This is a genomic window from Rhizobium sp. B21/90 (assembly GCF_019355815.1).
Taxonomy (GTDB): Bacteria; Pseudomonadota; Alphaproteobacteria; order Rhizobiales; family Rhizobiaceae; genus Rhizobium; species Rhizobium rhododendri.
Map to the genome: position 1 here is coordinate 765,471 of NZ_CP072163.1, position 26,640 is coordinate 792,110.

Genomic DNA, 26,640 nt, shown 5'->3' on the forward strand with positions numbered 1-26,640 from the left:
GTCGCGGGCGAAGGGGCACAGCTCAACGCGAAGCAATGATCGCGAGCCATGCAAGAGGTAATGACGATAATTGATCGCCATTCGATATTCAGCATGGACTTCGGTTACAACGACGCACGCTTGTTGACTTCAACAAGCTCGACCAGGGGTCACGATTGTGGACAAGAGATAAGCGCCTGGCGGCAGCAGCACAAAAAGTTGGTGCGACGCTTCAACCGCATGCGCAAGCCTCTCGTTAAAACCGAAACGCAGGACCGGTCGGCAATATTTGGCTCTTGATGAGAGCCGAAACTCGACCCTGCTGTTTCGCTTCACGGAATAGCGCCAATTTTTGGAACATTACCAGACCATGCCGCGGGCGGCGATGTCTTCGGTGCGGGTGACGATGCCGTGGCGATGGAAGATCATGGTGTCGAACATGTTTGTCACGACGCAGGTGTGGTTCGGGATGATGCGGATCTTTTCACCGATGGCGGGAAAGGTGTCGCTGCAGGCGGAGATGTCGATGACGCCGTGCTCCTCGGAGAGCGCCTTGATGACGGCATCCGGAAAGTCGACAATGAGGCCGTAGTCGGAAAAGCCGAGCAGATCGCTGGTGAGAACCTTCACTCCAGCATCGATCACGGCGCGGCCGGGTGCCGGGCGTGAAACGACGGTGGCAAGAATGGTCATGGCGCAATCGGCCTCGGTGCAGTGCCCGGCGCGGATCAACGAGCGGTCGTTATAGACGTAGGTGCCTGCCCTGTATTCGTTTGCCGCCTTCACATCGTGACCATCGAACAGGCTCGGCGTGCCGCCATGGCTGATGACAGGGCATGGGATATCGGCATCTGCCAGCAGCATCGCAGCACGGGCGAAATAGGCCTGGACCGCCTGCGCCGAATCCGGCTTTGGATAGGTCAGCAGCCCGCCGAAGACGAGCCCCGGGCTCTCATGGATATATCGCGCCAGATCAAAGGCTTGATCAGGATCGGCGACACCGCAGCGACCGGCACCGGTGTCGCATTCAACCAGGACATTCAGCGTCTTCGAACCGTTGAAACGGCCCGATAGTCCGTCGACCGTGGTCCGGCTGTCGGCCACGACCTTGAGGCTCGATATGCGCTCGTTGAGGGCGGCCAGGCGATCGAGTTTCTCGGCGCCGAGGATGTTGAAAGTAATCAGGATATCGTCGAAACCGGCATCGGCGAAAACTTCCGCCTCGGTGACCTTCTGGCAGTTTATCCCCTTGGCACCGGCTGCAACCTGCTGTGCGGCAACGCTGATCAGCTTGTGTGTCTTGATGTGTGGGCGAAAATCCAGTCCGTGGCTGTCCGCATAGGCCTGCACCCGCTCGATGTTCGCCGTCATCCTGTCCTCGTCGATGACCGGTCGCGGCGTTGAAAGGTCGGCAATCGCGTCGCCCGGCTTGGGCATCATTTCGAAGGGGCGGGCATGCAGCATCATCTGTACTCCTGGCGCTATCGGCAACTGGGTGGCGACTCGTCGCCTCGCACGCGAGCGTCCCCAAGGCTGGACGGGCTGTCAACCGAAGATCACACAAGAGCGATGTTCCGAGCATCTCTGACCGTCCGCCAGACAATGGATGGCGCCGAACTGATCGCTCACGGGGCACGGGGCCTGCTCGACCATTTCCCCTCCAATCCATCGGCGTGCCATGCGGCAAGCCTGCGATAATGATGGGTCGCGACAGAAATATTCAATTTTTTGCCTAGGAAACCGGCAGAAGCAACAGTCATCATTATTTATGAAAACCATTTGACTAAATAGAATTGTGCTGCCATCCTGAGCTTGCATGGAGTTTTGGGATGGCATTGCGGGGCACCAATCAGGAGTCGGGAAGGCCCTACAATAGGCGGATCGTGCTTGAATCGATCCGGCTTCTGGGTCCGACCACCCGTGGCGATATCGCCACTCGAGTAGGACTGACGGTGCAGACCGTTTCCACCATCGTCCGCGAGCTTGAGGAACAGGGTCTCATCCTGTCCGTAAAAGAGGAGCCCCGGGGACGCGGCATTCCGCCCTCGACGCTGACCATCAATCCCGACGGCGGGCTTTCCATCGGGATCCACATCACACCGCTTTTCATCGAAGCGGCGCTGGTCAACCTGCTCGGTGACGTTGTCGACAGCCGCCATCGCGTCGCCTTGAATCCAATTCCGGACGACGCTTTCGCGCTGATCGAAGAGATGATCTCCGAGCTGAAGGCAGGCCTTCGCGGCGGCCGTTTGCTGGGTGCCGGCCTGGCGCTGCCGGGACCCTTCGACGTCGAATCCATGAGCTTCGTCGGCTCCACGACGATGATCGGCTGGAAGAACGTCGACATCCGCCAGCGCCTCGCCGATGCCACGGGCCTGCCTGCGTTCTTCGAGAACGACATGGCAGCCGCAGCGCTCGGCGAGCAGCTTTACGGCCTCGGGCAGCAGCTTTCGGATTATTACTACCTGTTCTTCAGCGTCGGTCTCGGCGGCGCCATGATGCATGACGGCCTCGTTATGCGCGGGGCCTGGGGGAATGCCGGGGAAATCGGCCACATGCCGGCCGTCCCCGACGGCGAGCCTTGCCCGTGCGGCAACCGCGGCTGCCTGGAGCGCTATCTGTCCCTCGATGCCTTCAACAGGCGCGGGCTGTCGGAGGCCGACTGGGTGCGCGAGATCGCGCCGATCTTCCGCAACACGATCCGCACCATCGAGAACCTTTTCGATCCCGAAACCGTCGTCATCGGCGGGCTAGCACCACAGCCGCTGATAGACGAGCTGGCGTCGCTGGTCGACGGGCTCAATAGCTCAGTTTCCGACCGCTCAGACCGCGCCCATCCACGCGTGATGGTGGCGAGCGATTGCCAGCATTCAGCGCTCCGCGGTGCGGCGGCGCTTGCGGTCTTCGGGGCGCTCTCGCCACGCTTCGGCCAGATGTTTGAAACTTCAGAAAAAGGGATTGCCGTATGACTGAGAAACTGCTCGTCCTCGATGGTGTTCGCAAGAACTTCGGCGCGATCGAAGCCCTGAAGGGTATCAGTTTCTCGATCGGCAAGGGCGAGGTCGTCGCCCTTCTCGGTGATAACGGCGCCGGCAAGTCGACACTGGTGAAAATCATCTCCGGTGGCCTGCAGCCAACTGCCGGACACATGCTTTTCGAGGGCAAGGAGTTCCAGGCCAAAACCCCCGCGGAGGCAAAGGCAGCCGGTATCGAGACCGTCTACCAAGACCTGTCCCTTTGCACCAATGTCGATGTGGTCGGCAATTTCTTCATGGGTCGCGAGATCACCCGCAAGTTCGCCGGCATACCGTTTCTTGACGAGAAAGCGATGGAGAAAATCACCAGCGAGGCGCTGTCCAGCGCCGGAACGCGCATTCCTTCCATGCGCACCAAGGTCGAGCACCTGTCCGGCGGCCAGCGCCAGGCGATCGAGCTCAACCGCTTCGTCCACTGGGGCGGAAAGCTGGTGCTGCTGGACGAGCCGTTCGCAGCGCTTGGCGTAGAACAGACGCGGCGCGGGCTCGACATGATCCGCCACGTTGCCAACCAGGGCATCGGGGTCGTCATCATCACCCACATCATGCAGCAGGCCTTCCAGGTCGCAGATCGCATTGTCGTCATCCGCCACGGCGTCGTCGCCGGCGATGTCGAATGCAGCAAGACAAGCCCGGATGCAGTGATCCAGATGATCACAGGGCAAACTCTCGCCGGAGCCGGACCGGTGGGCAGACAATGAAAGGGGTCCGGCTCAAACTGGAGAGAACGATCATGAAGCGAATAATGCTAACCTTGCTGAGCGTGATGGTGCTCGGCTTGTCCATGCTCACGACAGCCGCCGCCGAAAGCAAGGGCACCGTTTATTACCTCGTGCCCACCCTGCTCGACGAATTCCAGACCGGCTCGGTCAACGCCCTGCAACTGTTCCTGAAGCAGGCCGGCTATGACATGAAGACACTGAATGCCGACAACAAGACTGACGCCCAGCAGTCGCAGATGAACGACGTCATGGCGCTGAAGCCTGCGGCGATCATTCTCGCTGCCGTCGATTTCAACGCGCTGAAGCCCTCGATTGAATCAGCCCGTGCTGCCGGCATTCCTGTCGTCGAATTCGACCGCCAGATCACCTCGACGCCGTCTGATTTCACCTCCGTGGCCGGCACGGTCGAGATCGGCCATATCGCCGGAGATCAGGCCGAGGCGATGCTGAAGGCCAGGAAAGGTGACGTGAAGGGCAAGATTCTGCAGGTCCTCGGCGACCCTGGCGACCCCTACACGCTCGATATCCAGAAGGGCTTCGAGGAAAAGATGAAAGCCTTTCCCGGCGTCAAAATCATTTCGGTTCCCGCCATGCAGTGGGAAGCGAGCAATGCCGGTACCATCGTCTCCGACCAGATGCTCGCCAATCCCGATATCGACCTGATCTTCCTGCATGCCGCCCATCTCTCGGTGGCAGCGGTGGCTTCGCTCGAGGCAGCCGGCAAGAAGCCGGGCGATGTCATGATTATGAGCTCGAACGGCGCTCCCGTCGGTCTCGACCTGATCCGCAAGGGCTGGCTCAATACCGAAGTCGAGCAGCCGCTCTACGCCCAGGCCGCCGCCGTTGCCATGTTCATGGACAAGGTGGTCGCCAAGCAGGAGATCAAGGCCGGCACTTATGACGTGCTGGGTCTGAAGAGCGAGGTAACGATCGAGCCATGGGGGCCGAACATCAAGGTCCCGGGCTCCGCAATCACCAAGGCCAATGTCGACAACCCCGCATTCTGGGGCAACCTCAAGCCACCTGCTGGAACGATTGAATCCGTAAAGTAGTCGGACTTTCCGTCCGGGGTCACAGTACCCCGGACCCCTCCCCTCCAATTCGGATTTGCCTGATGACGCCTCGTACACGCAAAACCCTCGAATACGTTCTCGATAATCTCGTCTGGTTCATGCTTATCCTCGTGCTTGCCGTATTTTCGGCGGTGATCCCGAACTTCTTCCAGATCGGCATCTTTACCAACATCATCGAAGCGTCGAGCGTGCTCGGCGTCATGTCGATCGGCCTGGCGCTGGTGATCATCACCGGTCACATGGACCTCTCGGTTGAATCAGTGGCCGCACTCTCGGCGATGGCCGTCGGTATCCTCTTCTGCTCTGCCGGCATAGGTCTCGGCATCAAGCTGTCGCCCGAATGGCTCATGGTCCCCGTTTCCCTGCTGATCGCCTGTTCCATCGGCGGGCTGATCGGGCTCCTCAACGGAGTGCTGGTCGTCAAGCTGAAGATGAGTGCCTTCATCATCACGCTGGCGTCGTTCATCTGGGTGCGCGGCATCGTGCTTGCGATCTCGGGCGGACGATCGGCCCAGGACCTTGCGCCGGCCATCCGCTGGTTCGCCATCGAGCGTTTCCTCGGCATTCCGCTTTCGGCCTGGATCGCCATCTGCTGCTTCCTGATCTTCTCGGTTATGATGTCGAAAACGAAATTCGGTCGGCATCTGGTCATGATCGGCGGCAACGAAACCGCGACATACCGGGCCGGCATTCGCGTTACCCGCAACCTGATCCTCGCCTTCGTCATGGCAGGTGCCATTGCCGGGCTCGCAGGCTGGTTGCTGGCCATTCGGACATCGGGTTCCACTGCCAACCTCGGCGTCGGGCTCTTGTTCAATGCCTTTGCAGCGGTGGTGATCGGCGGCGTCAGCCTCAAGGGCGGCGTCGGCGGCCTGCCGGGCGTCTATGCCGGCGTGCTGCTGCTTTCCTCCATCAATACCGCCATCAACCTCATGGGACTGCCGGCAAACTACACCCAGGTCATCCACGGCTTCCTGGTACTCGCCGCAGTTCTTCTCGATACATTCAAACAAAGACTTCGCCAGAGGCTCGCATGACAGACAGACTGAAAGACAAGGTGGCATTGGTCATCGGCGCATCGCGTGGCATCGGCAAGGCCGTCGCCCTGCGGTTCAAGGAAGAGGGTGCGAAGCTCGTGCTCGCCGATTTCGAAGAAAACGAGGGCGAGGCAACCGCCAGCGAACTCGGAGCAGATTTCATTCGCACCGATGTCTCATCGATGGAGGAGACTGTCGCTGCCGTCTCGCTCGCCATCGAGCGTCATGGCCGCCTCGACATCATCGTCCAGAACGCGGGCATCTATCCCTGGCAGTTGATCGAACACACCACGCCCGACGACTGGGACCGGGTGCTGGCCGTCAACCTGCGCGGTTGCTTCAACGCCGCGCGCGCAGCCCTTACGCCAATGAAGGCGCAAGGGTCAGGCACCATCCTTTTCACCTCGTCGATAACGGGGCCGCATGTCACCAGCCCGGGCCATGGCCACTATTCGGCCAGCAAGGCCGGCATCAACGGCTTTATCCGCTCGGCCGCGCTGGAATTCTCGTCCTACGGCATCACCGTCAACGGCGTCGAGCCGGGCAATATCCTGACCGAGGCCGTACAGATGCACCGCAGCGCTGCCTTCATCAAGAACATGGAGGATTCGATCCCGCTCGGCCGTCTCGGAACACCCCGGGATGTCGCCAACGCCTTCCTGTTCCTCGCATCGGACGACGCGAAATACGTGACGGGCACGACGATCGTCGTCGATGGCGGACAGCTGTTACCGGAAGGCGCCGACTTCAAGATCCTGCCGACCTGAGCGGATTTGCGGACCGCGGGCTGACAGCTAACTGTAATAGGATAGCAGGTCCTGGCCCGGTTTGCTTAGCCAGTCTGCTGTCCCTGCGATGTAACCGGCTATGTGCTGATCAGGGGTTACCAGATAGGTAATCGGCATTCCGTAAAGCGGAAACTGCTGGCCTGAGGCAGCATCCGTTCCCGCTACTGTACCGTTCGGATCCAGGTAGATCGGCAAGCCCGCGACGGAGAGATCGGAGAGGAAGAGCTTGACGTCTCCGCGATCGCCCTTGTCGATTGAAACTGCGGCGACGTCGATCCGCTTTCCCATGGAAGCCTTCAGTTTCGCCAGGGCAGGAATATCCGTCTTGCAGAAGACACACCACGTCGCCCAGAAGCTTACCAATGTTACTTTGCCACTGGCTGGCTTCAGGATTTTTGGCTTGCCGTCGAGGCCAGACAGCGTCGTCGGCGCCATGACAAGCGATGGCTCCAGAATGGTGAACTGGTGATGGTCAGAATAAAGCACCGGCGGATTGTCAAAAGAGCGGGCCGGCGCAACGTGCGGATATGCAAGGGTCGCTGCCGCGCCAAGGCCGCCTGCAACTACGCTCCGCCGCGTTACCGGCTTGCGCAGCCCGCGCGTCGTCAAATCATGCATGAATATAGCTCCATCCGGCTTCCTGGAGATCGACCAGTCTCCCTACACCATAAGGGACGACCTTCACGCCCTCCAGTAGCGTTATTTCCTGTCCCTCCTTTTTCTCGGCAATCGCCTTCGAGGAACCACAGACACTGAGCGTCAGCCCGGGGATGAGTTCCCGCAGCGCGCGGATGGGATCGGCAAGGGGAGATTTGTCGGCGCGAAACATCGCGATGCCCGCGGCGTTTGCGACGATCTCGATCAGCGGTGGCTCGCCCTTGTCGCCATAGTATCGGCTCAGATTCATGGAGCCGCCGATCGCGTGACCCATGATTGCCTCATCGCTGCTATCGACGTGGAATATCACGCGGTGAGGCTTCTTCCATTTTGCGGCGGGCGTGATGGCGGGGCTTGGCTCGGACGCCAAGGCAGGCCTTGCGGTGGCAAAGCCGACGAGCCCAAACGACATCATCGTCATCACGCTACGCCGCAGGAGCGGAAAACGGTCCTCCTCGAACTTCATACGATTTGCTTCCTCACACGATAGGCGACCGCTTCGGGTTCAACGCGGGTTCGAAGGGTGTCGTTTTGCACTTCATGGGTGATATCGAGGAAGGACTGCACAGCAAGCAATCCTCGCTCCGTCAGACCTGGTCTGTCCGAGACAAAATCGGAAAGCGCTGTGTGCGACCCCAGACAATGAACAGGCAGAGTGCCAGCAGAACGACATTCAGCGGCAACACCGCGAATTCGCCACGGGAAATGTGGAACGCTGAGGCACAGATCTGCAGCGCCGTGCAGCCAAATGCTGCAGCTACGGTGAGCCGGGGCCGGATTCGGGTCAGCGCCGGCATGAAGATGCCGATGCCGCCGGCGATATCGATGAGCCCCATCAGGCGCACGAAGCTGGAGGGAACGGCACCTGTCCACGGCATCATGCCGGCCAACTGGGAGATCGGTGTGGTCAGCTTGGTCAAGCCGAAGAAACAGAAGCTGGCGAAGAGCAACGCCTGGGCTGCCCAAAGCGCGCCTTTGAGCAGCTTGTGACTATTTCTGGTCTCGATGCCGATTGCGGAGGGGATCATGTCGTGCCTCTTCACATCTCTGGTGAATTCATCTGCTCGGCGAGAACTTGCCTTCGCCATGCGTGAAATGAAATTGGGATAGTTTCGAAGGAGACGTTCGGATAATCTGAACAGTATGAACGCTGCATCCTTCGACCAATTCGCTGTTTTCGTAGCCATCGTTGACGAGGGCAGCTTCGCGGCGGCAGCCAAAAGCATGAACCGGGCGCACTCGGCGATAACCTATGCCATCCAGAAACTAGAGGACCAAACGGGCGCGCTGCTCTTCGACCGCTCCGCTTACCGTCCGGTGCTCACCGAAGCGGGCATTGCGCTGTTGCCGCGCGCGCGAAGGATCCTCGATGTCGTCGCGGAATATCAACTCGTTGCCACGGGATTGGCAAAAGGCGTGGAGACGGAGGTCAGGCTCGTGATCGATCCGTTCATTCCGATGGACCTCGTGACGACGATCCTAAAGGCTTTTCACGAGACCTTCCCGACCCTGCAGGTGCGTCTGATGGTCGAGCCGGTCGAAACGTCTGTCCGGGCGCTGATGGATGGTTGGGCAGATGTCGCGATTACCGTCGATTATTTCCCCTTGACCAACCAGCTGGAACGCAGTGCGTGCGGATTGATCGAACTCGTTGCAGTCGCGGCACCTGCACATCCTCTTGCCAGGATCGCCGGCCCCATCCAACCTGAAGTTCTGCGAGATCACCTGCAGCTCATTCTTGCAGCACGTCCCTCCGTTTCGACAAAGCAGGATCACGGGATCATCGCCGTCAATCGCTGGTATACGACCGAACTCGAGACCAAGCACGCTATGCTGCTTGCCGGCCTCGGGTGGGGTAGCATGCCACGGTCGCGAGTGGCAGCAGATATCGCAGCGGGCAAGCTCGTCGAGCTCCACCCGACAGAATGGGATGGACTGGACAGGATGCCGCAATTTCCCTTCGTTGTTGCACGGAGAAGGGGCACGGCCCTGGGCACAGCGGGTCGCTGGCTCGTGGAGAGGCTGTCGGAGAAATGACACCGGGTGCAGCGCGGCGAGACCACATTCAGTCCGTCGGAAGCCCTCACTTTTTTTTGCAAAACAACTCTTGAAACCGAATTTTTGGAAAACCATATAATTGTTGCTGGATGCCAGAAAGGGCCAGCGATCACCGAGGCGCCGGTTGCTTCGGCGTCTTCGTACCCATGTTGCTTCAAGGAGGATATGGCTATGGCAACATCTTATGACTATGCACCGCTTTTCCGTTCGAGCGTCGGTTTCGACCGCGTCTTCAACCTTCTCGAAAATGCTCAGCGCGCGCGTTCGATCAGCGACTGGCCGCCTTATGACATCGTCAAGACGGGCGACGATACCTACCGCATATCGGTCGCAGTCGCCGGTTTCTCGCAGGACGAGCTGAGCCTGACGTTCCAGTCGAACCTGCTGACGGTTACCGGAAACAAGGCGGAAACGCAGGGTGAAGGTTATCTGCACCGCGGAATTGCCGGTCGCCCGTTCGAGCACCGCTTCGAATTGGCAGATCACGTCCGCGTCTCCGGCGCTGGTCTGTCGAATGGCCTGCTGTCCATCGATCTGGTCCGCGAAATTCCGGAAGCGATGAAGCCGCGCAAGATCGAGATCCAGACAGGCCCGACTTTGGCCGCGAGCACGACCGCTCCACAACTTGAAGCCAAGAAAGCTGCCTGAGGATGTCAGTGAACATATGAGCATTGGGGGGCGCTGGCTTCCAGCGCCCTTTCCGGCGCAATCAGCCGGTCGCCGGTTCTGACCTGCGAATGAGAGAGCGGATCGCGATGAGCGTGACGCAGGCGACCGAGACCAGGAATATGGCGCCGGACATCGCGTAGATGACTGGCGACGCACCGGAATTCATCTTGCCGAACAGCACCACCGGAAGGGTGTTCTGGCGGCCCGCCAGATAGAAGGCCCGGGTGAATTCGTTCAGTGAAAGCAGGAAAGAGAATATGAAAGCGCTTATCAGGCCCGGCCGGATGAGCGGCAAGGTAATATCGATGAACTGGCGCCAGCGGGTGGCGCCGAGATCGGCGGCCGCGACGAGATAGGACCGGCGCACGGCAGCAAAGCTCGTCAGGATAACGATGAAGGCGAACGGCATCGCCCACAGCACATGGCCTGCGATGACCGTCATGCTCGACGCCTTGATACCGGCGCGCGTGAAAACGGCCGATAGAGCCAGCCCCTGGATGACGCCCGGCACGAACATCGGCAGGATGACGGTCAGGAACCATGCCCGCCGCCGGGCTCGCAATTCGAAATAGGCAAGGGCTGCGAGCAGCGACATCCCTGTCGCCAGAACCGCCGTGACCGTCGCAATGATCAGGGACTGCTCCAACGCCGATATCAGCGCTGTTTCCTTCGGCAGCGCGAGGTACCACTGAAGACTGAGGTTGGAGAGGCTCGGAAGACCCGGCTGCAGCGCCGGATTGAACGACACGGCAAGCAGATAGAGTGGCGGCGCGTAGATGACGAGTAGTCCCGCAATGGTGACGACCCAGAGCAGGATGCGGTTGGAAAGTCCTTCACGGATCATCATGGCGACTGATCCTCGAAGAGCGAGGCAAGGTCGAAAAGCCGGTTGCCGACCAGCACCAGACCGAAGATGACAGCAAGCACCACCGTCGAAATTGCAAATGCCAACGGATAGTTGGCGACACGCATGACGTCGTTGATCATCACCGAAACGATCGAAGCGCCCGCGCCGCCGAGCATCTGGACCTCTGTCGAAGACCCGACCACCATGACGAAGACGAACAGGAAGCCGGCAAAGATGCCCGATAAGGTCAGGGGAATGAGGACGGTCGCAAGGCTTCTCCAGAAGCCGGCGCCGAGATCCTGAGCCGCCGCCAGCAATGTCGGATTGACGCGGCGCATCGACAGCAACAACGGGAAGGTCGCGAACGGCAGATAGGACGCAACAAGCCCGACGACGACTGCGAAATTGCTGAACAGCAACCAGTCGAGGGGTGCTTGAGTGATGTCGAGATCCTGCAGCATCGTATTGATGACACCTGTGCGGCCGAGCACGAGCCGCCAGGAAAAGGAGCGTATGAGGTATGACGTGAAAAAGGGAGTGGTGATCAGCGCTAGAAGCAGGATGCTCAGCCGCCGTCCGGCGAGAAAATGGATCGCATAGGCGGTCGGATAGGCAATCAGCAGACAGAGGAACGCCGTGGCAAAAGCCTTTACCAGCGTCGAGACGATGACGGTCCATCGGCCTGCGTCCAGAATAGCCTCGTATCCGGCGGGGTTAAGATCCGGCCTAATCCAATAGGTCTGCGGATCCCAGCTCCAGAAACTCCAGACGATAACGACGGTCAGCGGCACCAGCCCAAGCGTCAGGATCGCCAGGAGCGGCGGCGTCATCAGCATCGACGATAGGGGCAGGCGCAATCTCGCCATCGGCATCTCCGGGGTTCGGTGGCAGCGGTGGTGAAAACGACCGCTGCCGATTGTGGGGCTCAGGCGTTGCGCAGCTTCTGCCACCACTCTTCGTAGAGTTGGAAATTATCCGGCCGGGCGTTCTGCCAGTAGATCTTGCCGGCGAACTTGGCTTTCACGTGTTCCGCCAGCTTCTCCACCTCTTCCGGCTTGTACTCTTCCGGATGCGCCTTGGCATAGGCGACATTGTTGTCGGTCGGCACGAGATAGCCGCGCGCCTGGCCGAGCTCGCAGCCGTAGAGGCCGCCTAGCAGGCCATTGACGAAGCCATGCGCAGCGTCGGCTACACCGCGATCTGCAGCCCCCTTGAGGAGAACGGTGTTGTTGCCCCAGCCCTCGTATCCTTCGACGGGGGCGGCATATTCCACCTGGAGCCCGCGCTTGCGACCTTCATAGACAATCGGCTCCCATCCGGTCATCGCATCGACTTCCTGGTCGGCAACGAGTTGCACACCCTGTTCCCAGCCATTCCAGAACGTGCGGAACTGACCGTCGGTCTTGTGCTTGATCAGAAACTCCATGACCATTCCGAGTTCGGACTCGGTCAGGTTGCCGGGATCAACGATCGGCTTGTTTTCGCTTTCCTTCAGGTACATGGCAGTGAAAATGGCGCTGTTGATCCACGCATCTTCCATCGCAACGCGACCTTTCAGCTTCGGATCGAAGATCGCACCGTAGCTGTCGATCTTGCCCAATTTGTCGGGCCGGTAGATTATCGAGTCGGCGTTGACCACGGTCGGAATGCCGTACTGCTTTCCGTCCTGCTTCAAGTAGGGGATGTTCTTTGCCCACTGCCAAAGGCTCTCATAGTTCGGGATCTTTGCAAGGTCCCAGGGAACGATGACGCCCTGGCGTGCAAGTTCCTTTTCGGCGCCGCCCTGGAAGCCGCCGACATCGAAGAGATCGTTGGCATTGCCTGCCGCGAGGCGGGCGATCACCGGGCCGAGGTCGTTGCCGTTGTCGGTAAACTCGGGCGTCACGCCGCTCTGCTTGGCGAAGGCCTGCCATTTGTCGCCGATGTCCAGCGTCGCCGTCGCCCAGAAGGCAACCGTGCCGGCCTCTTGTGCTAAAAGACGCGAGGCGAAACCGAGGCCGCCGGCGGACAGGGCAGCCCCTGCGCCCATCAACTTGAGGAAATCGCGCCGCTGCACATTGCTGTGCCGATTGGATGAAAGTGGTCTGTCATGGATCGTCATTGTCATTCCCCTTTTTTGTTGTTGCATGCATTGCTTGCGGAGCTTGCAGAACCGTCAGGCGGCAGTCTCTAACTTGCAATCAGCACGGCGGCATCGGGCTTCAGGCCGACCGAAACCTCCTGCCCGATCGCGAGATCCGCACTATCAGCATCAATCGCGATCATCAGCGTCTGCCCATCGGCAAAGGCGAGTTTCAGATCGCGGTGCAGGCCCCGGAATGTCGTACCGACAACGGTGAGCCGCAGCGACGGAGACGCGCCCGACGGCGCCACAAATAACCGGTCCGGCCGGATGGCAACGACGCTTGCAGTTGGGTCCAAAGGTCCGGCCATGCGCACGGGCATCGTCTGACCGGCGACAGTCGCCTGCGCATGATCGCCCACCGACATCACCGCCTCCGGCCGCAGCACCGTGTCGATGCCGACAAAGCGGGCGACAAAAGCATTGGCCGGCGTCTCGAAAAACCGCGCCGGCACGTCGACCTGCTCTATGCGGCCGCGATGCATGACCGCCATGCGATCTGAGAGGCTGAGGGCCTCATCCTGATTATGGGTGACCAGAATGAAGGTCGCGCCGGTGCGTTTGTGCAAGCGTCCGAATTCGTCGCGCATCTGCTGGCGCAAGCGTTCGTCCAGCCCGGTCAGAGGTTCGTCCAGCAGCAGGATGCCCGGCTCCATGACCAGGGCGCGGGCGAGCGCCACCCGTTGCCGCTGGCCGCCGGAGAGCAGATTGACGTCGCGTGGGCCGAAGCCGGAGAGTTCGACAAGATCCAGCGCATCGTCTACTTTTGCCTGTAGTTCGGCATTGGACATCCCCTTCAGGCGAAGCCCGTAACCGATATTCTGGGCAACGGTCATATGGGGAAACAACGCCAGATTCTGGAAGACGGTATTGACCGGCCGACGATTGGCCGGAACATCGCCGACATCCTTGCCGTCGAACGCAACACGACCCGAGGTCTGGCGGTCAAAGCCGCCGATCAGCTTCAAAAGCGAGCTTTTCCCGCATCCGGACGATCCGAGTAGCGTGAAGAATTCACCCGCCTTGATCTCGAGCGTCACATCGTCCAGCGCCTTGACAGGCCCATACTCCCTGCTGACATGATCGATCTGGATCGATATCGCCATCTTTATCCTGCCTTGGCGCTGTTTTCGCGAACGATCAGAATGCCGCTATCCGTGACGCTCAATGTCTGATTTTCCTGGATCAAGGTCGTTGCCGTCGCCTCCTCCACGATAGCCGGTCCTACGATCTGCTGGCCACCGCCGAGGTTTTCACGCGCATAGACCGGGCACGGGATCCATCCCTTCGAACCGCCGAAATAGACATTTCTTTGTTCGCTGGGCGCCACGCGCTCGACGGACGACTTTATCTTCGGCAATGCGATGACCGTTCCGTTCAGGACCGCTTCGAGGTGCAGTGTCGTAATCTCGATAGCCGCATCCGCGAGCCTGAATGAATAGGATCGTTCATGCGCCGCATGGAAGCGTTCCGCAAGGCTGTCGACATCGTCTTCGTGCTGGAAGTGCACGTAGACACCATGCTCCTGTCCGCGATAGCGCGCTTCGACCTGATAGGTGAACCTGATATCGGCCTCCTGCCCCTTGGCGAAGTATGCGATGGCCTCCGTCTCCAGGCTCTCGAACCGTAGCGCCAGTTCTGCCAGAGACCCTGCCGACAACTGCGCGAACCAAGTGCCGCGAAAATCCGCCCGAGGTTCAGCCGCAAGCATGCCCCATGCGGAAAAGATCCCGGGATGCGGCGGGATGATCGTCGCCTTGACGCTGAGATCGCGGCCGAGACGGGTCGCGAGTGCAGGTCCGGCACCGCCGCTGACAACAAAGACGGCATCGCGCGGATCATGACCGCGCTGGACGGTCACCAGCTTGAGGGCATTGATCATGCTCGCATGGGCAATATCGATGATCGCCAGTGCTGCATCCTCGATGCTCAGCCCCAGCGGCCTGGCGACAGTCGCGATCGCTTCTTCCGCCTTCTGCTTGTCCAGGCGCATACTGCCGCCGGCAAATGTCGCGGGATCGAAGATGCCGATGGCGAGGATGGCATCGGACAATGTCGGCTGCGTGCCGCCGCGCCCGTAGCAGGCTGGACCCGGTGTCGAGCCGGCACTTTGCGGGCCCACGATCAGCGCTCCGCGATCGTCGATGCGCGCAATTGAGCCACCGCCGGAGCCGATTTCGACGATATCGACAACCGGAACCTGGATGGCATGGCCGGGCGCAATCCGTGTGTGCTCCAGTTTGTATTCGACATTCAAGGTCGGGCGGCCATCGTGGATCAGCGAGCATTTTGCCGTCGTGCCCCCGACGTCCAGCGACAGAACCTCACTTTCGCCAATGGCGGTACCAATACGTGCCGCCCCGGCAACACCACCCGCCGGTCCCGACTCCACCAGCGTCAGCGGGCTGTTGACGGCCTGGTCGAACGTCGAGATACCGCCGTTCGATTGCATGGCGTAATAGGGGCAGGTCAGGTTGCGGCCCGTCAGCGAGCTTTCCAGCTGGGCAAAGTAGTTGCGAATGATTGGCTGTACGTAGGCATTCAGCACGACTGTGTTCGAGCGCTCGTACTCCCGCCACTGCCGCGAGACTTCATGGCTTGCACAGATGGTCGTAAACGGTAGCGCATCGGCCAGAATATCGGCACACAGAATCTCGTGCTCGGGGTTCGCGTAGCTGTGGAGAAAGAGAATGGCAACAGCATCGACATCCTCTTCGAGGCATTTCGCGATGATCGGCCGCAGGTCGTCGCATTCCAGCGGCATGAGCACCTTGCCGGAAGCATCAAGGCGTTCCCGAACCTCGAAACGGAGATGCCGGGGGACGAATGGCTCGGGGCTGTGAAACTGGAGGTTATAGAGATCGGGCCGGTTGCCGCGGCCGATTTCCAGAACGTCGCGGAAGCCGGCAGTGGTCACCAGCGCAGTACGCACGCCCTTTCTCTCGGTGATGGCATTGATGACCGTGGTGCCGCCATGGGCAAAAAATGTCACGTCCCGCGTGCGCAACCCGTCTTTCGCTTCGGCAGCAGCGATGGCGTCGAGTACGCCGATCGACTGGTCGTCGACAGTCGTCAGGCTCTTGGCGGTGAACAATTCGCCACTCTGCTCGTCATAGCCGACGAGGTCCGTGAACGTGCCCCCCACATCCGTTGCAAGTCTGATCATCCCGCAATCCTTCTCTCGTATCCGTAAAGCCTGGACGCGTCGGCCTCCGTCAAAAATCCGTCCTGCAGATCCTGTTCGATCTTGAAGGTTTCGCGGTCGCGCGCGTCTCCCCATCCGCCGCCGCCGCCGGTGACAACCCGCAGGATGTCGCCGGTCGCAAGATCGATATGGGCGACGCGGCCATGCGATTGCGGCGCACCTCGATCTGCCGGCGCAATCTGCAGCACATTCGCAGTGCCGCTTCCGCCGCCATCCATGCCCCATGGAAGGGTGCTGGTGCGTCCGAAGCTGCCGTAGGCCGATGCACCGCCGCTCAAGATCTCGTACTCACGCACGATGCCGAAGCCGCCGCGTCGGCGCCCCTCGCCGGTTCCACCCTCGACGTTCAAGGCATAGCGTTTGACGCGCAACGGGAAACGGGCTTCGATCAGCTCGACAGAATAGTTGTAGGTGTCGCCGTCGGTGAGTGCGATGACAGCATTGGCGCCATCTCGATGCTCACTGGCACCCCAGCCGCCGTGATGCGGCTCGATATGGATAAACGGTTGCCCGTTGGCATCCCTGCCGGAAATATAGACGACGCAAAGGCTGGAATAGGAACCGGCGGAAAATCGCGACGGCACCAGGGCGGCGAGCGCCTTCCAGACCAGCTCCGATGCATGCACCGATCCCTCGTAGTACCAACCCGTCGGCGAGGGTTTTTCAGCCGTAAACAGCGTACCGGACGGCGCGATCACCGTCAGCGGCCGGAACCAGCCTTCGTTGGAGGGCTCCTGCGGCCCGACCATTGCCTTGACGATGGTCTTGACTGCGGACTGCAGCGCGCCGCGTGCACAGTTGATAGGTCCGGCCACGGCCGGCGGGCACCCGGTGAAATCGGCTGTAATGCTGTCCCCGGAAATCGTCACGGCAACTTTGACGAAAATAGGCGCCGAACTGACGCCGTCGCCATCGATGATATCGGTTGCCTCGTAACAGCCGTCGGGGATGAGGGAGATGGCAGCCCGGCTGCGCTTTTCGCTGGCATCGAGCAAACTGGTGAACGCAGCACTAACCGTTTCGGAGCCGTATTTCGCCGATAGCTCCATCATCCGCCGCGCCGCCACACGCACCGTCGCGACCTGCGCATTGAGGTCACCAAGCGCGATCTCGGGCAGGCGGACGTTTTCACTGATGATGTGGAGGATTTCGTCGGAAAACACGTCCGAGCGCACTACCTTAACGCCGGGCAGCCGCAGGCCTTCCTGAAAGACCGAGGTGGCATCCGGCGCAAGGCTGCCGGGCACCGATCCACCGACGTCGAGATAGTGGGCGACGTTGATCGCATAGGCGACGATCGTACCATCGGCGAACAGCGGCTTGACGATGGCAAAGTCGCAAGCGTGCGTGCCGCCGGCGTAGGGGTCGTTCGAAAGCAGGATATCGCCATCGACAAGATTGCCGTCAAATCTACCGATCAGCGCCTTTACCTGGACGCCAAACGTGCCGGTAAATAGGGTGATGCCATTCATCTGGGCAACGAGTTCCCCCTCAGCCGTCAGCAGGCCGCAGGCAAAATCCAGCACCTCGTAGATCACGGGGCTCATGCTCGTGCGCGCCATGACGATCCCCATCTCGTCGACGGTCGCCATAAGCTTACCTTCGATGATCTCCTGAGTAACGGGATCGACAGTCATGTTCCCTGGGGTCATTTTCTACCCTCATCATTCATATTGAGGGCAGATTAAGCGACCTCGCGCATTGCGGGTAGCCTGCCATATGGGTGGGCTGCCTTCGCGGCACCCCACCCATATGGATAGGTCAGCGGTGCCTGATCGCCATCACGGCAGCGGTGCGTGTCGTGACATTGAGCTTGGCGAAGATGTTGCGCAGGTGGAATTTGACCGTGTTGTCGCTGAGGCTCAGCTGTCGGCCGATTTCCTTGTTGCTCAGGCCTTCGCTGAGTAGCTGCATGACGCCGCGCTCACGTTCCGTCAGTCCGCCCGGCTCGACCTTGGCAATGACAGCCACCTCCTCTACCGGCGGATCGAATTCGGGCTCGAGTTTCAGAGCGTCGGCAAGTCGTTGCGACACGACGTCGGGCACGTCCATTGACGCCGCAAGGCCAACCAGCTGCTCGGCGAATTCCGCACCTTCCACCAGAAGTATGGCGCGGTAGTCGAAGACCGGCAGCGACAGCAGCATGTCCGATAGTTTCGCCGCTGCCTCGTGCGGCTTGTCTTCGGCAAGCAGGAGGCGGATATCGAGAAAGCCGAGCTCGATACGGCGGGGGATGTGCGGCTTTGCTGGCTGCTGGGCCATCAGCCGCTGAAACCCTGCGCGCGCTGCCGCGATTTCGCCGCGCGCCGCATCGATACGGGTCCATAATAACGCCGGCACGGCTCCCCGCAGATGGTAGGCGAACATGTTGAAACTATCGGTGGCAGCGCTTTGCCGGCTCATTCCCTGGACCTCGGCAAATCGGGCTGCTTCGTCGACGTGGCCTGAGGCGATCAGCAGAGTGACACGCTCGCCGTCGATCAGCCGCGTCAAGCGGTCAAAGCCACGACGGGCAGCCACCGCGCGAGCGCTGTCCATGGCGGCGTGGGCCGCAATGATGTGACCGTTCAGCCGGTGCACGCGCTGCTGCGCCATGAAACCAGCGGCGAGCAGGTCGAACCAGGTGTCGTGGCGCTCGAGATGCGGCAGAGCCCAGGATAGCGCCGATGACGCGGCCTGCCGCTCGCCGCGCATGGAGAGTATTTCGCTTTCCAGCACCTGCCCGACGGCATCGAGATCGCTTCCCTTGCCAATATGCGTCTGCGCCTCGACGATGAGGTTACGATAGGCTTCGGCGGCGCCTATGATGTCTCCGCTGAAAAACGACGCCTGACCGATATGCGTGTAGAGGTGCATCGCCCCGAAATCGGCGCCGCCATCGCGGAAAGCCCGAAGCGCGAGTTGCCCGTAATGCAAGGCTCGATCGAGCTCGGTCCGGATCAGGAAATTGTAGGACAGCATGTTCAAGGCCAGGGCGCGATGGATAAGCTCCATGTCGCTAGCCTGCGACAGATCCGCTTCCAGAGCCGATAGATCGCCAGCACTTGCCCACCGGTCGGTGTAGAGCGAAAGAAGCACCCGGACGACCCGCAAGTCGCGGGACAATTCCCCTTCACCACAGGAGCGCTCGGCCAGCGTCAGGTAGTGATTGGCCGTATCGAGCTGCCCGGCCTTGGCGCTGATGACGCAAAGCCCGAGCGTCGTCAGTGGGAATGCCGAGAGATTGATGCACGGAGCCTTTTCGATCAGCGCCTGAAACAAAAGTGCGCCGCCTCGTGTCGTCGCATACACCCGCCGCCATCCGCCGGCAGCCTCGATGATCTCGGCCGCCAGCGCGATATCGCCCGCCAGCATTGCATGCCGGACGGCCGCGTCGCAGTCGTTAGATGCCTGGAACCACCGTGCCGCCTTTCTCAGCACTCGACCTGGATCGATACCGATCCGGGCAGCCTCCTCCTTGAGGAAACCGTTGAACACCGGATGATACCGGATCCATGCTCCATGCCTATCGAGCACGGCGATCGGCAGCGCAAAAGTGCCTAGCCGATTGAACAGCCCGACGGCATCCGGCAGATCGCAAACGGCGGCGACAAGCGTCCGGCCGATAACCGGAAGCGTGGCGGTCTCGATCAGAAACCGCTGGATGTCTTCCGGCAAGCTGGAGAACACTTGCTCCGACAGGTATCGCCCCATCTCAGCATTGCTGCCATCGAAAGAATTGAGGATCGCGGCACTGTCGGCGGTATCGTTGACGAGGACCCGGACCATCTGCAGGGCGACGACCCATCCTTCGGTCCGCTTGTTCAACTCGCCGACCTGCCTGCTCGTCAGCAGCGTCGAGCGACCCGCAAAGAATTCCTGCGCTTCGCAGTCTGAAAAGCTGAGATCGGCAACGCCGATCTGCCTGAGTTCGCCGTTGAGGCGCAGTGCGGACAGCGGAAACCGGGGCGCGCTGCGGGAGATGAGAATGAAGCTGATATGGGTGAGATCGGCTGCGGCAAGCAGTCTTGCCAGAAGTGCTTCCGTCGTGTCGGTCTGGGCGAAATGATAGTCGTCGACGAACACAGTGACCGGCATCTCGATTTGGCGCAGCCGCGTGATGAACACCGAGAGGACTGACGGCACGGCCATGCTGCTGGCATCGAGCCCCCGCCCTTCGTCCGGCAAGAGCGGCGCAAGCGCATCCATCAACGCCAGTAGAAACCGACGCTCGTCGCAATCTTCGGCATCAAGCGTCAACCAGACCGGCCGCTCACCCTCGCTTTTCAAGAGTTGGTACCACTGTGCGGCAAGCGACGTCTTGCCGTAGCCAGCCGGAGCGACGATCGTCGTCAACCGCCGCGATCCAGAACGCTGCAGCTGCGCCAGAATATCCCGACGCACTATGTCCGCGTAATTGCTCGCTGGTGGCTGAAACAGGTGTCGGTCGATTGTCATTCCCCATGATTGCTGGCGCCAGCGCCAGTTGCAAGTCGAGGAAGCAAAATGACGTGTTCTATCTACGCAAATGAAACCAGTGTACGGTCAGCCCTGGACCCATTATGAACTTATTCTGACTAAGAATTGGCGCCCGCTCCGCGTGGACACTGCTCGCTCGGCACGACCTTTACAAAAAAACGATCACTTCAACCGATCGCAAACCGCCAGCGTCGAGATACATAAGGCCCGACCACACGGCTTGCAGCCGTGTCCTTGTTCGCTAGATGCCAAGCAGCGGGGCCAATGGCGGGCAGGATTAGCAACCCTTTCGGGCATGTTTCAGAAAGCGATCATGCGACCTTTCGCAGAGCGGCGTTCGTCGTAGAGCGCTGCGACTTGGTCGCGGCACCATCGGCAAATCTGAACTGGTCGAGCAGGCTGAAGAGTGCGGAGGCTTCGCTGGCGAGGCTGTGGCTTGCAGCAGTCTGCTCCTCAACCATTGCCGCGTTCTGCTGCGTGCCCTGATCGACCGTATTGATCGCGCGATTTATCTCCGCCAGAGCCGTGGACTGCTCCCTGGAGGCATCAACGATTGCCGAGATATCGGCATTGATGTTTTCGACATGCTGCGCGATTTCCTGCAAGGCGCCGCCGGCCTTAGTGACCAGTGCAACGCCGTTGCCGACCTGGACACTGGAGGCGGTGATCAGCGCCTTGATCTCCTTTGCCGCCGTTGCCGAACGTTGTGCCAACTCTCGCACTTCCTGCGCTACGACGGCAAATCCCTTGCCTGCCTCGCCGGCACGAGCCGCTTCCACTCCGGCGTTGAGGGCAAGAAGGTTGGTCTGGAACGCAATTTCATCGATGACGCCAATGATATTGGAGATCGCCCGCGAGGAGTTCTCGATCTGGTCCATCGCCCCGATTGCCTCGCGCACAACTGCACCGGAATGGTCCGCATGATCCTTGGTCCGGGCAACGAGTTGTCCGGCTTCCTCTGCGCGTCGGCTGGAATCCTTGACGGTCGTGGTAATTTCCTCGAGAGCTGCAGCCGTCTGCTCGACGGATGCCGCCTGCTGCTCGGTCCGCTTCGCCAAATCATCGGCGGATGAGCGAATCTCATTGGATCCCGCCGAAATCGCCTTTGCGTTTTCAGCGACGGTTCTCATGGCATCCTGCAGCTTTCCTGACGCTGCATTGAAATCGGCCCGTAGCTTTTCCAGCGATGAGATAAAGGGGGTGTCGATCTGCTGGGAAAGGTCGCCGGAAGCAAATTTCGTCAGGCAGCCGGCAAGTGTCTCGACGTTCTCAACGCGTTGGGTGACATCCGTGGCGAATTTCACCACCTTGATCACTTTGCCCTTGAGATCGAAGACCGGGTTGTAGGACGCCTGAATAAAGACCTGATGTCCCGACTTGCTGACACGGGTAAACTCGTCCGCAACAAAGTCTCCGCCTCGCAGACGCGTCCAGAACTCTGCATATTCATCAGAATTGGCTTCGGCGGCAGAAACGAAAAGCCGGTGATGTTTGCCGACCACCTCTTCGAGAGTGTAGCCGAGCGCCTTCAGGAAATTTGCGTTCGCCGAAAGGATTTTTCCGTCGGGCGTGAATTCGATCATTGCCTGCGCACGAGACATTGCGGTGATCTTCGCGGCGCTGTCGAGTTCGTGGATCTTGGTCTGGGTAATGTCGTTGGCGAATTTTACGATCTTCAGGACTTTGCCGCGACTGTTCTTGATGGGGTTATAGTTTCCGCGAATATAAACCTCATTGCCGTTCTTGGCGACGCGCGTGAATTCCCTGCAATCGAATATGCCGCTCTGGAGCCTTTTCCAGAATGCGACGTATTCGGCAGAGTCCGCATACTCCTTGTCGAGAAAGATCCGATGATGCTTCCCGATAATTTCCGACGGCGCATAGCCCATCAGATCACAGAAATTCTTGTTGGCCGCCAGAATATTTCCGTTGATGTCGAATTCGATGACGGCAAATGAGAGATCAAGGGCGTCGAGGACTTGCTTGGAATTTGAAGAAAGAAAATTTACCACCGCGCGGCTCCAAGGATGTCAGTGTTAAGATGCTGGCCCAATTGTCTGACATCTTGCTTAAAAAGCGATTAATTGTGAATGCCAGCCCTTCGTGCTGCTTAAGATATTTGGCCGGATCAGTACCGTCTCGACAGCATTCACAGCAATTTGCCGCAGGATGGCTATGGACCTGTAACAACGAACGTCCCAATGTGGGCGTCGCCGGCGCGGTAGACGTGCGTGAATTTTAAATGGTTGTGTGGTTTCTGTCGGTCAGCCTCGTCAAAACGGGCGTTAATTCTGAAGGTGGGTTTCTTGCAGGCGAGGTTTTCAACGTGCATGTTTCGCTAGGCAGTTGGTCTTTCCAAAGTCTTCGCGACCGGTTGACGATCAGGGCACAGATGGCACTGCTGACAGCGGTTACCTGCGTCGGAGCCGTTGGCATTGCTGCTTCCGGCGCTGCAATTCTAGCACGTCAGAACGCGGTCTCCAGCGCAAACCAGGAGTTGCTGACCCTGGCACGCCACATGGCAGAACGTCTCGACCAGCACATGTTCGAACGCTACCGGGAAATCCAGAATATCGCCAACCTTGCACCGCTTCAGTCGATCTGGGGAAGCGAACCCGATGCGGTGCGCGTCGTTCTCCAGCGGCTCCAGGAGAGCTTGTCGGAATATGCCTGGCTGGGCTTTGCATCGCCGGACGGGATCGTGCGGGCTGCCACCAAGGGCATGCTCGAAGGTCAATCCGTGTCTGCACGCCCCTGGTTTGTAAATGGCCTGAAAGCGCCCACTGTCGAGGACGTGCACGAAGCAAAACTGCTTGACAAACTGCTGCGCTCCTCTTCGACCGAGGCCCCGTTTCGCTTTGTCGACGTTGCCATGCCTGTGCGGGACCGGCAGGGAACGCTTGCCGGCGTGCTTGGCGCCCATATGAGCTGGACGTGGGCGGACGATGTGCGACGGACCGTTCTCAGCAACGAGGATCAAGCCTCGCCTTCGGATCTCTGGGTCGTCGGGCGTGACGGTTCGGTTCTAATCGGCGATAATTCGGCGAAGATCGACGTTTCCCGTCTCGGGGCCGCCGGGACGAGCCGGGGCACGGTCTTCATCGATCACGCGGACAGCAAGGACATGCTAACCGCGCTGGTTGCGACCAAGGGATATGGAGACTACCCGGGTCTCGGCTGGACAGTCGCCGCCCGCAAGCCGGTCGATGTGATCTATGGGGCGGCGAACAAACTGGTGCTGCAGATTTTGCTGGTTGGCCTTGCAGTGGCCGGCATTGCCTCCTGCCTCGCCTGGGTGCTGTCAGGCGCTGTCACAAGGCCGCTGCAAAACCTGGCCGAGAGCCTCGATCTCGTCGGACGCAAGACAGATGGCACGACTGTGGAGCGTGAACACGGGTCTTTGGATATTCTGCAGCTTTCCGCTGCGGTCCGCTCCCTGCTGCGAAGACTAGGATCTGCCGAAGCCGGCCAGCAGGATGCCTACAGCACGATCGATACGCTGCAGCGCGAAGTGGAGGTTCAAAAGAGAACCAACGAGGAGAAGATGCGTCGGTTCGGGCAGGATCTCCACACCCTTCAGGTCCTCGCCGATACGGACGGCCTCACCGGCCTTCTCAACCGGCGGGCCTTTCTGGAATTTGCTGAAGACGCCTGGAATTACTACAAGAAGAGCAATGGCACCTTTAGCATTCTCATGTTCGACATCGATAATTTCAAACGAATAAACGATGCGTTTGGCCACTCGGCGGGTGACTATGTCATCCGCACCATGGGCAATATCATTAGCGCCGGTATCCGCTCCACCGACAAGGTCGCACGGTTCGGAGGTGAAGAATTCGTGGTGCTGCTTCGCGAGACCGACGAAGCGGCGACCGTCATGCTCGCAAATCGTCTTCGGGAAGAGATTGCAGCGACCATGGTCAACACCGGCGCTCACAGAATCACTTTCACAACCAGCGTCGGATGCGCCATTAGCACGCCGGTTGCCCGCGATCTTGAAGACGTCATCCACAGCGCCGACAAAGCACTCTACGCCGCGAAGACGAGTGGCCGGAACTGCGTTACGTTCGACAGCCGGGTGACCCCGAACCTACAGACGGCAGATTCCGGTGCTTCAGGGTCGACGCAACATTGAACGACGAGACGGCGCGCGAACGAAAACGGTCGTCTTGTTCGCGCCGCAACATAACTTAATACAAAAAGACACTCTGCAATATTGCTCTCCGGCATAGTGCAATGCGAACCGGCCTCCCGTCGTGGGGTCAGCCTCTGCATCCATTTTATGAAAGAGAGTTATTCCCTTGCACATCAAGTCATTCGTATTTGCCATTATCGCTATTTCGTCGGCAGCACCCGCAATGGCTGCGGACCTGTCCGTTGTTCCGGAGGCCGCGCCTGCTGCCTATTCAGCCTATGACTGGTCAGGTTTCTACATCGGCGCCCAGGGCGGCTATAGCTGGAATCAAACGACCGTTCTCGGCACCAAGGAAGATCTGGACAACGGCTCCGCAGGCATTCACGCCGGCTATAACTTCCAGTCGGGCAGCATCGTCTACGGCATCGAGAACGACTTCAACTACAACTTCGCCAAAGACAAGGACACCGACCTTGAATGGGATGCATCCGGACGCGGTCGTATCGGTTATGCCCTCGACCGAACGCTGATCTTCGCAACTGCCGGCGTCGCGGCGACAAGCGGCAAGCTGGACCTGCCCGCCATACGCAAGAAAGACGACATCCTTATTGGATGGACTGCGGGTGGAGGTGTCGAACACGCTATTACGGACAACGTCCTGGTTCGTGGCGAATATCGATATTCGGACTTCGGCAAGAAGGATTTCGGCGCCGGCGTCGGCGATTTTGGCGCCACACAGAACAAGGTCATGATCGGCGCGAGCTACAAGTTCTAGCCGCGGACAGGATGGCCCGGGAAGCACAAAGGCGAGACTTTCTCGGCTCATCCGGGATGGTCTCACCTGCCTCCCGCCGCCAATCGCAGCTCGGCAATATTGACGGAACAAAATCCAACTAACAGACGGATCAAGCAAGGAGACTTTGCCGTGAGCGGACCTGCGAGCAAAAATAACAGACGACCCATTCTTGTCTTTCTTCCGGCCAACGCGGCAAACACCATCGTCGCCAAGCTCGAACTTGCGGGCTATCCCGCCGTGGCAGTCACGACAGTCCCCGACCTGTTCGACGCGCTTCGTACGGATGCATTCGCGCTGGCAGTCACCGTCCGGCCGCAGATCGATATCGTCCGAAACATCATCACAATCCCGGTCGTCAACCTCGAGGTCTTCTTCCATATGTCGCTCACAGCCGACAGCGGTGAGATCAGCAGCAAGCAGTTCGACGTCAATGCCTTCGTCAACCGCATAAAGACGCTCACTGCGCCCCGATCAGGACGGGAGCCTGAGAAAGTCACGGAGTTCGGGCGCAAGCCGACTGGAGCGAACCCCGCCTACGCGGGATGGCGCAAGGCAGCGGCGCATTTTTTCAAAAGCCGCTCCATGGCGAGGATGGACGTCTGAGCGTGCTTATTTCCGATCTCTCTTGCCATCGTCCGGGTTTCATGACGCGTCATGGGAGCGCAGACACGATGTCTCACATTGGTCGCTTGAAAACTTTGGCAACTGGCCGAACCGCTTTTACCTGGCTCTCCCAGGGATTGGATCCTGCACAGGCCGCCGCGGTAAAATGCGAACTCCTCTTCTGGATAGGGTCTCTTTTGATGTTGTGGATAATTGGCGCTGCCTCGGTCAGCGGTTTCGTTCTGACAGCCTTCTTTTGCCTTCTGACTTTTGCGAAGGTTCTGAGGATAACGCTCATGAAGATCATCGAAGGCATGCCGAAGTATTCCCGTGGGCGCCACTACGCGACACTCACTCTTGGAATTGCCTTTTTTGTCCTGGTTGCGGCACGCGCCTGCTATATCTCGATGATCATTGTCGATACGGGGATGTCCGGTGGGATATGATCTGGAGCTT

General features: G+C 59.7%; 23 protein-coding genes and 1 pseudogene. 12 read left to right on the forward strand and 12 right to left on the reverse strand.

From position 1 onward, the window contains the following. Positions 1-20: 20 nt before the first annotated feature. Positions 21-239: pseudogene (locus J5278_RS31180) on the forward strand (type II toxin-antitoxin system VapC family toxin); the annotation flags it as partial. A gap of 100 nt (positions 240-339) precedes the next feature. Here J5278_RS31180 and J5278_RS21700 read toward each other — a convergent pair. Next, entirely contained in the window at positions 340-1,443 is a 1,104-nt protein-coding gene (locus tag J5278_RS21700; protein ID WP_374109217.1) for an alanine racemase, read from the reverse strand. Positions 1,444-1,808: 365 nt separating this feature from the next. Here J5278_RS21700 and J5278_RS21705 point away from each other — a divergent pair, with 365 nt between their 5' ends. From J5278_RS21705 to J5278_RS21725, 5 genes are all read left to right on the forward strand, one after another. Continuing rightward, on the forward strand, positions 1,809-2,948 hold the full coding sequence (locus J5278_RS21705) for an ROK family transcriptional regulator (protein ID WP_142831656.1): 1,140 nt from the start codon (positions 1,809-1,811) through the stop codon (positions 2,946-2,948). Next, positions 2,945-3,715, forward strand: coding sequence for an ATP-binding cassette domain-containing protein (locus tag J5278_RS21710; RefSeq protein WP_219259106.1), 771 nt, complete (start codon positions 2,945-2,947; stop codon positions 3,713-3,715). The genes J5278_RS21705 and J5278_RS21710 overlap by 4 nt, the downstream gene beginning before the upstream one ends. A 32-nt stretch (positions 3,716-3,747) precedes the next feature. After that, complete coding sequence (locus J5278_RS21715) at positions 3,748-4,788, forward strand: sugar ABC transporter substrate-binding protein (protein WP_142831655.1); 1,041 nt, start codon at positions 3,748-3,750, stop codon at positions 4,786-4,788. A gap of 62 nt (positions 4,789-4,850) precedes the next feature. After that, positions 4,851-5,846 carry an ABC transporter permease gene (locus J5278_RS21720; protein WP_219259108.1) on the forward strand — a complete coding sequence of 332 codons (996 nt, stop codon included), beginning with the start codon at positions 4,851-4,853 and terminating at the stop codon, positions 5,844-5,846. Continuing rightward, positions 5,843-6,613 (forward strand): SDR family oxidoreductase, encoded by a 771-nt coding sequence (locus tag J5278_RS21725; RefSeq protein WP_142831653.1) that lies wholly within the window; start codon positions 5,843-5,845, stop codon positions 6,611-6,613. The genes J5278_RS21720 and J5278_RS21725 overlap by 4 nt, the downstream gene beginning before the upstream one ends. 27 nt (positions 6,614-6,640) lie before the next feature. Here J5278_RS21725 and J5278_RS21730 read toward each other — a convergent pair whose 3' ends face one another. The 3 genes from J5278_RS21730 to J5278_RS21740 all read right to left on the reverse strand — a co-directional run bounded on the left by J5278_RS21730 (position 6,641) and on the right by J5278_RS21740 (position 8,319). Continuing rightward, the gene (locus J5278_RS21730; RefSeq protein WP_219259110.1) at positions 6,641-7,252 is read right to left on the reverse strand and encodes a TlpA disulfide reductase family protein; all 612 of its coding nucleotides are present in this window, start codon (positions 7,250-7,252) and stop codon (positions 6,641-6,643) included. Beyond that, on the reverse strand, positions 7,245-7,757 hold the full coding sequence (locus J5278_RS21735; protein WP_257623473.1) for a hypothetical protein: 513 nt from the start codon (positions 7,755-7,757) through the stop codon (positions 7,245-7,247). Before J5278_RS21735 ends, J5278_RS21730 begins: the two co-directional genes overlap by 8 nt. 121 nt (positions 7,758-7,878) lie before the next feature. After that, entirely contained in the window at positions 7,879-8,319 is a 441-nt protein-coding gene (locus J5278_RS21740) for a DoxX family protein (protein WP_219259112.1), read from the reverse strand. A 115-nt stretch (positions 8,320-8,434) separates the two neighbouring features. Between J5278_RS21740 and J5278_RS21745 the strand changes: the two genes are divergently transcribed. Together J5278_RS21745 and J5278_RS21750 are read left to right on the forward strand one after the other, a co-directional pair. Then, positions 8,435-9,328, forward strand: a complete 894-nt coding sequence (locus J5278_RS21745; RefSeq protein WP_219259114.1) for a LysR family transcriptional regulator — start codon at positions 8,435-8,437, stop codon at positions 9,326-9,328. A 192-nt stretch (positions 9,329-9,520) separates the two neighbouring features. Continuing rightward, positions 9,521-9,997, forward strand: coding sequence for an Hsp20 family protein (locus J5278_RS21750; protein ID WP_142831692.1), 477 nt, complete (start codon positions 9,521-9,523; stop codon positions 9,995-9,997). 61 nt (positions 9,998-10,058) lie between these two features. Here J5278_RS21750 and J5278_RS21755 read toward each other — a convergent pair whose 3' ends face one another. From J5278_RS21755 to J5278_RS21790, 8 genes are all read right to left on the reverse strand, one after another. Beyond that, entirely contained in the window at positions 10,059-10,865 is an 807-nt protein-coding gene (locus tag J5278_RS21755) for an ABC transporter permease (RefSeq protein ID WP_219259116.1), read from the reverse strand. After that, entirely contained in the window at positions 10,862-11,731 is an 870-nt protein-coding gene (locus J5278_RS21760; RefSeq protein ID WP_219259118.1) for an ABC transporter permease, read from the reverse strand. Before J5278_RS21760 ends, J5278_RS21755 begins: the two co-directional genes overlap by 4 nt. 59 nt (positions 11,732-11,790) lie before the next feature. Beyond that, the gene (locus tag J5278_RS21765) at positions 11,791-12,966 is read right to left on the reverse strand and encodes a PotD/PotF family extracellular solute-binding protein (RefSeq protein WP_374109209.1); all 1,176 of its coding nucleotides are present in this window, start codon (positions 12,964-12,966) and stop codon (positions 11,791-11,793) included. A 68-nt stretch (positions 12,967-13,034) separates the two neighbouring features. Then, entirely contained in the window at positions 13,035-14,093 is a 1,059-nt protein-coding gene (locus J5278_RS21770; protein ID WP_219259123.1) for an ABC transporter ATP-binding protein, read from the reverse strand. Positions 14,094-14,095: 2 nt separating this feature from the next. After that, entirely contained in the window at positions 14,096-16,153 is a 2,058-nt protein-coding gene (locus J5278_RS21775; RefSeq protein WP_219259125.1) for a hydantoinase/oxoprolinase family protein, read from the reverse strand. Then, positions 16,150-17,844, reverse strand: a complete 1,695-nt coding sequence (locus tag J5278_RS21780) for a hydantoinase B/oxoprolinase family protein (protein WP_219259127.1) — start codon at positions 17,842-17,844, stop codon at positions 16,150-16,152. The genes J5278_RS21775 and J5278_RS21780 overlap by 4 nt, the downstream gene beginning before the upstream one ends. Positions 17,845-17,953: 109 nt before the next feature. Beyond that, positions 17,954-20,629, reverse strand: a complete 2,676-nt coding sequence (locus tag J5278_RS21785) for a LuxR C-terminal-related transcriptional regulator (RefSeq protein ID WP_219259131.1) — start codon at positions 20,627-20,629, stop codon at positions 17,954-17,956. 332 nt (positions 20,630-20,961) lie between these two features. After that, positions 20,962-22,662: a PAS domain-containing methyl-accepting chemotaxis protein gene (locus J5278_RS21790; RefSeq protein ID WP_219259133.1), complete on the reverse strand. Its 1,701-nt coding sequence runs from the start codon at positions 22,660-22,662 to the stop codon at positions 20,962-20,964. 380 nt (positions 22,663-23,042) lie between these two features. Here J5278_RS21790 and J5278_RS21795 point away from each other — a divergent pair, with 380 nt between their 5' ends. From J5278_RS21795 to J5278_RS21810, 4 genes are all read left to right on the forward strand, one after another. Further along, positions 23,043-24,785 (forward strand): sensor domain-containing diguanylate cyclase, encoded by a 1,743-nt coding sequence (locus J5278_RS21795; RefSeq protein ID WP_219259135.1) that lies wholly within the window; start codon positions 23,043-23,045, stop codon positions 24,783-24,785. A gap of 166 nt (positions 24,786-24,951) precedes the next feature. Continuing rightward, positions 24,952-25,560: an outer membrane protein gene (locus J5278_RS21800; RefSeq protein ID WP_209187786.1), complete on the forward strand. Its 609-nt coding sequence runs from the start codon at positions 24,952-24,954 to the stop codon at positions 25,558-25,560. A gap of 150 nt (positions 25,561-25,710) precedes the next feature. Further along, complete coding sequence (locus J5278_RS21805) at positions 25,711-26,184, forward strand: hypothetical protein (RefSeq protein WP_209187785.1); 474 nt, start codon at positions 25,711-25,713, stop codon at positions 26,182-26,184. A gap of 296 nt (positions 26,185-26,480) precedes the next feature. Continuing rightward, entirely contained in the window at positions 26,481-26,630 is a 150-nt protein-coding gene (locus J5278_RS21810) for a hypothetical protein (RefSeq protein WP_153816505.1), read from the forward strand. The last annotated feature ends 10 nt before the right edge of the window (positions 26,631-26,640 follow it).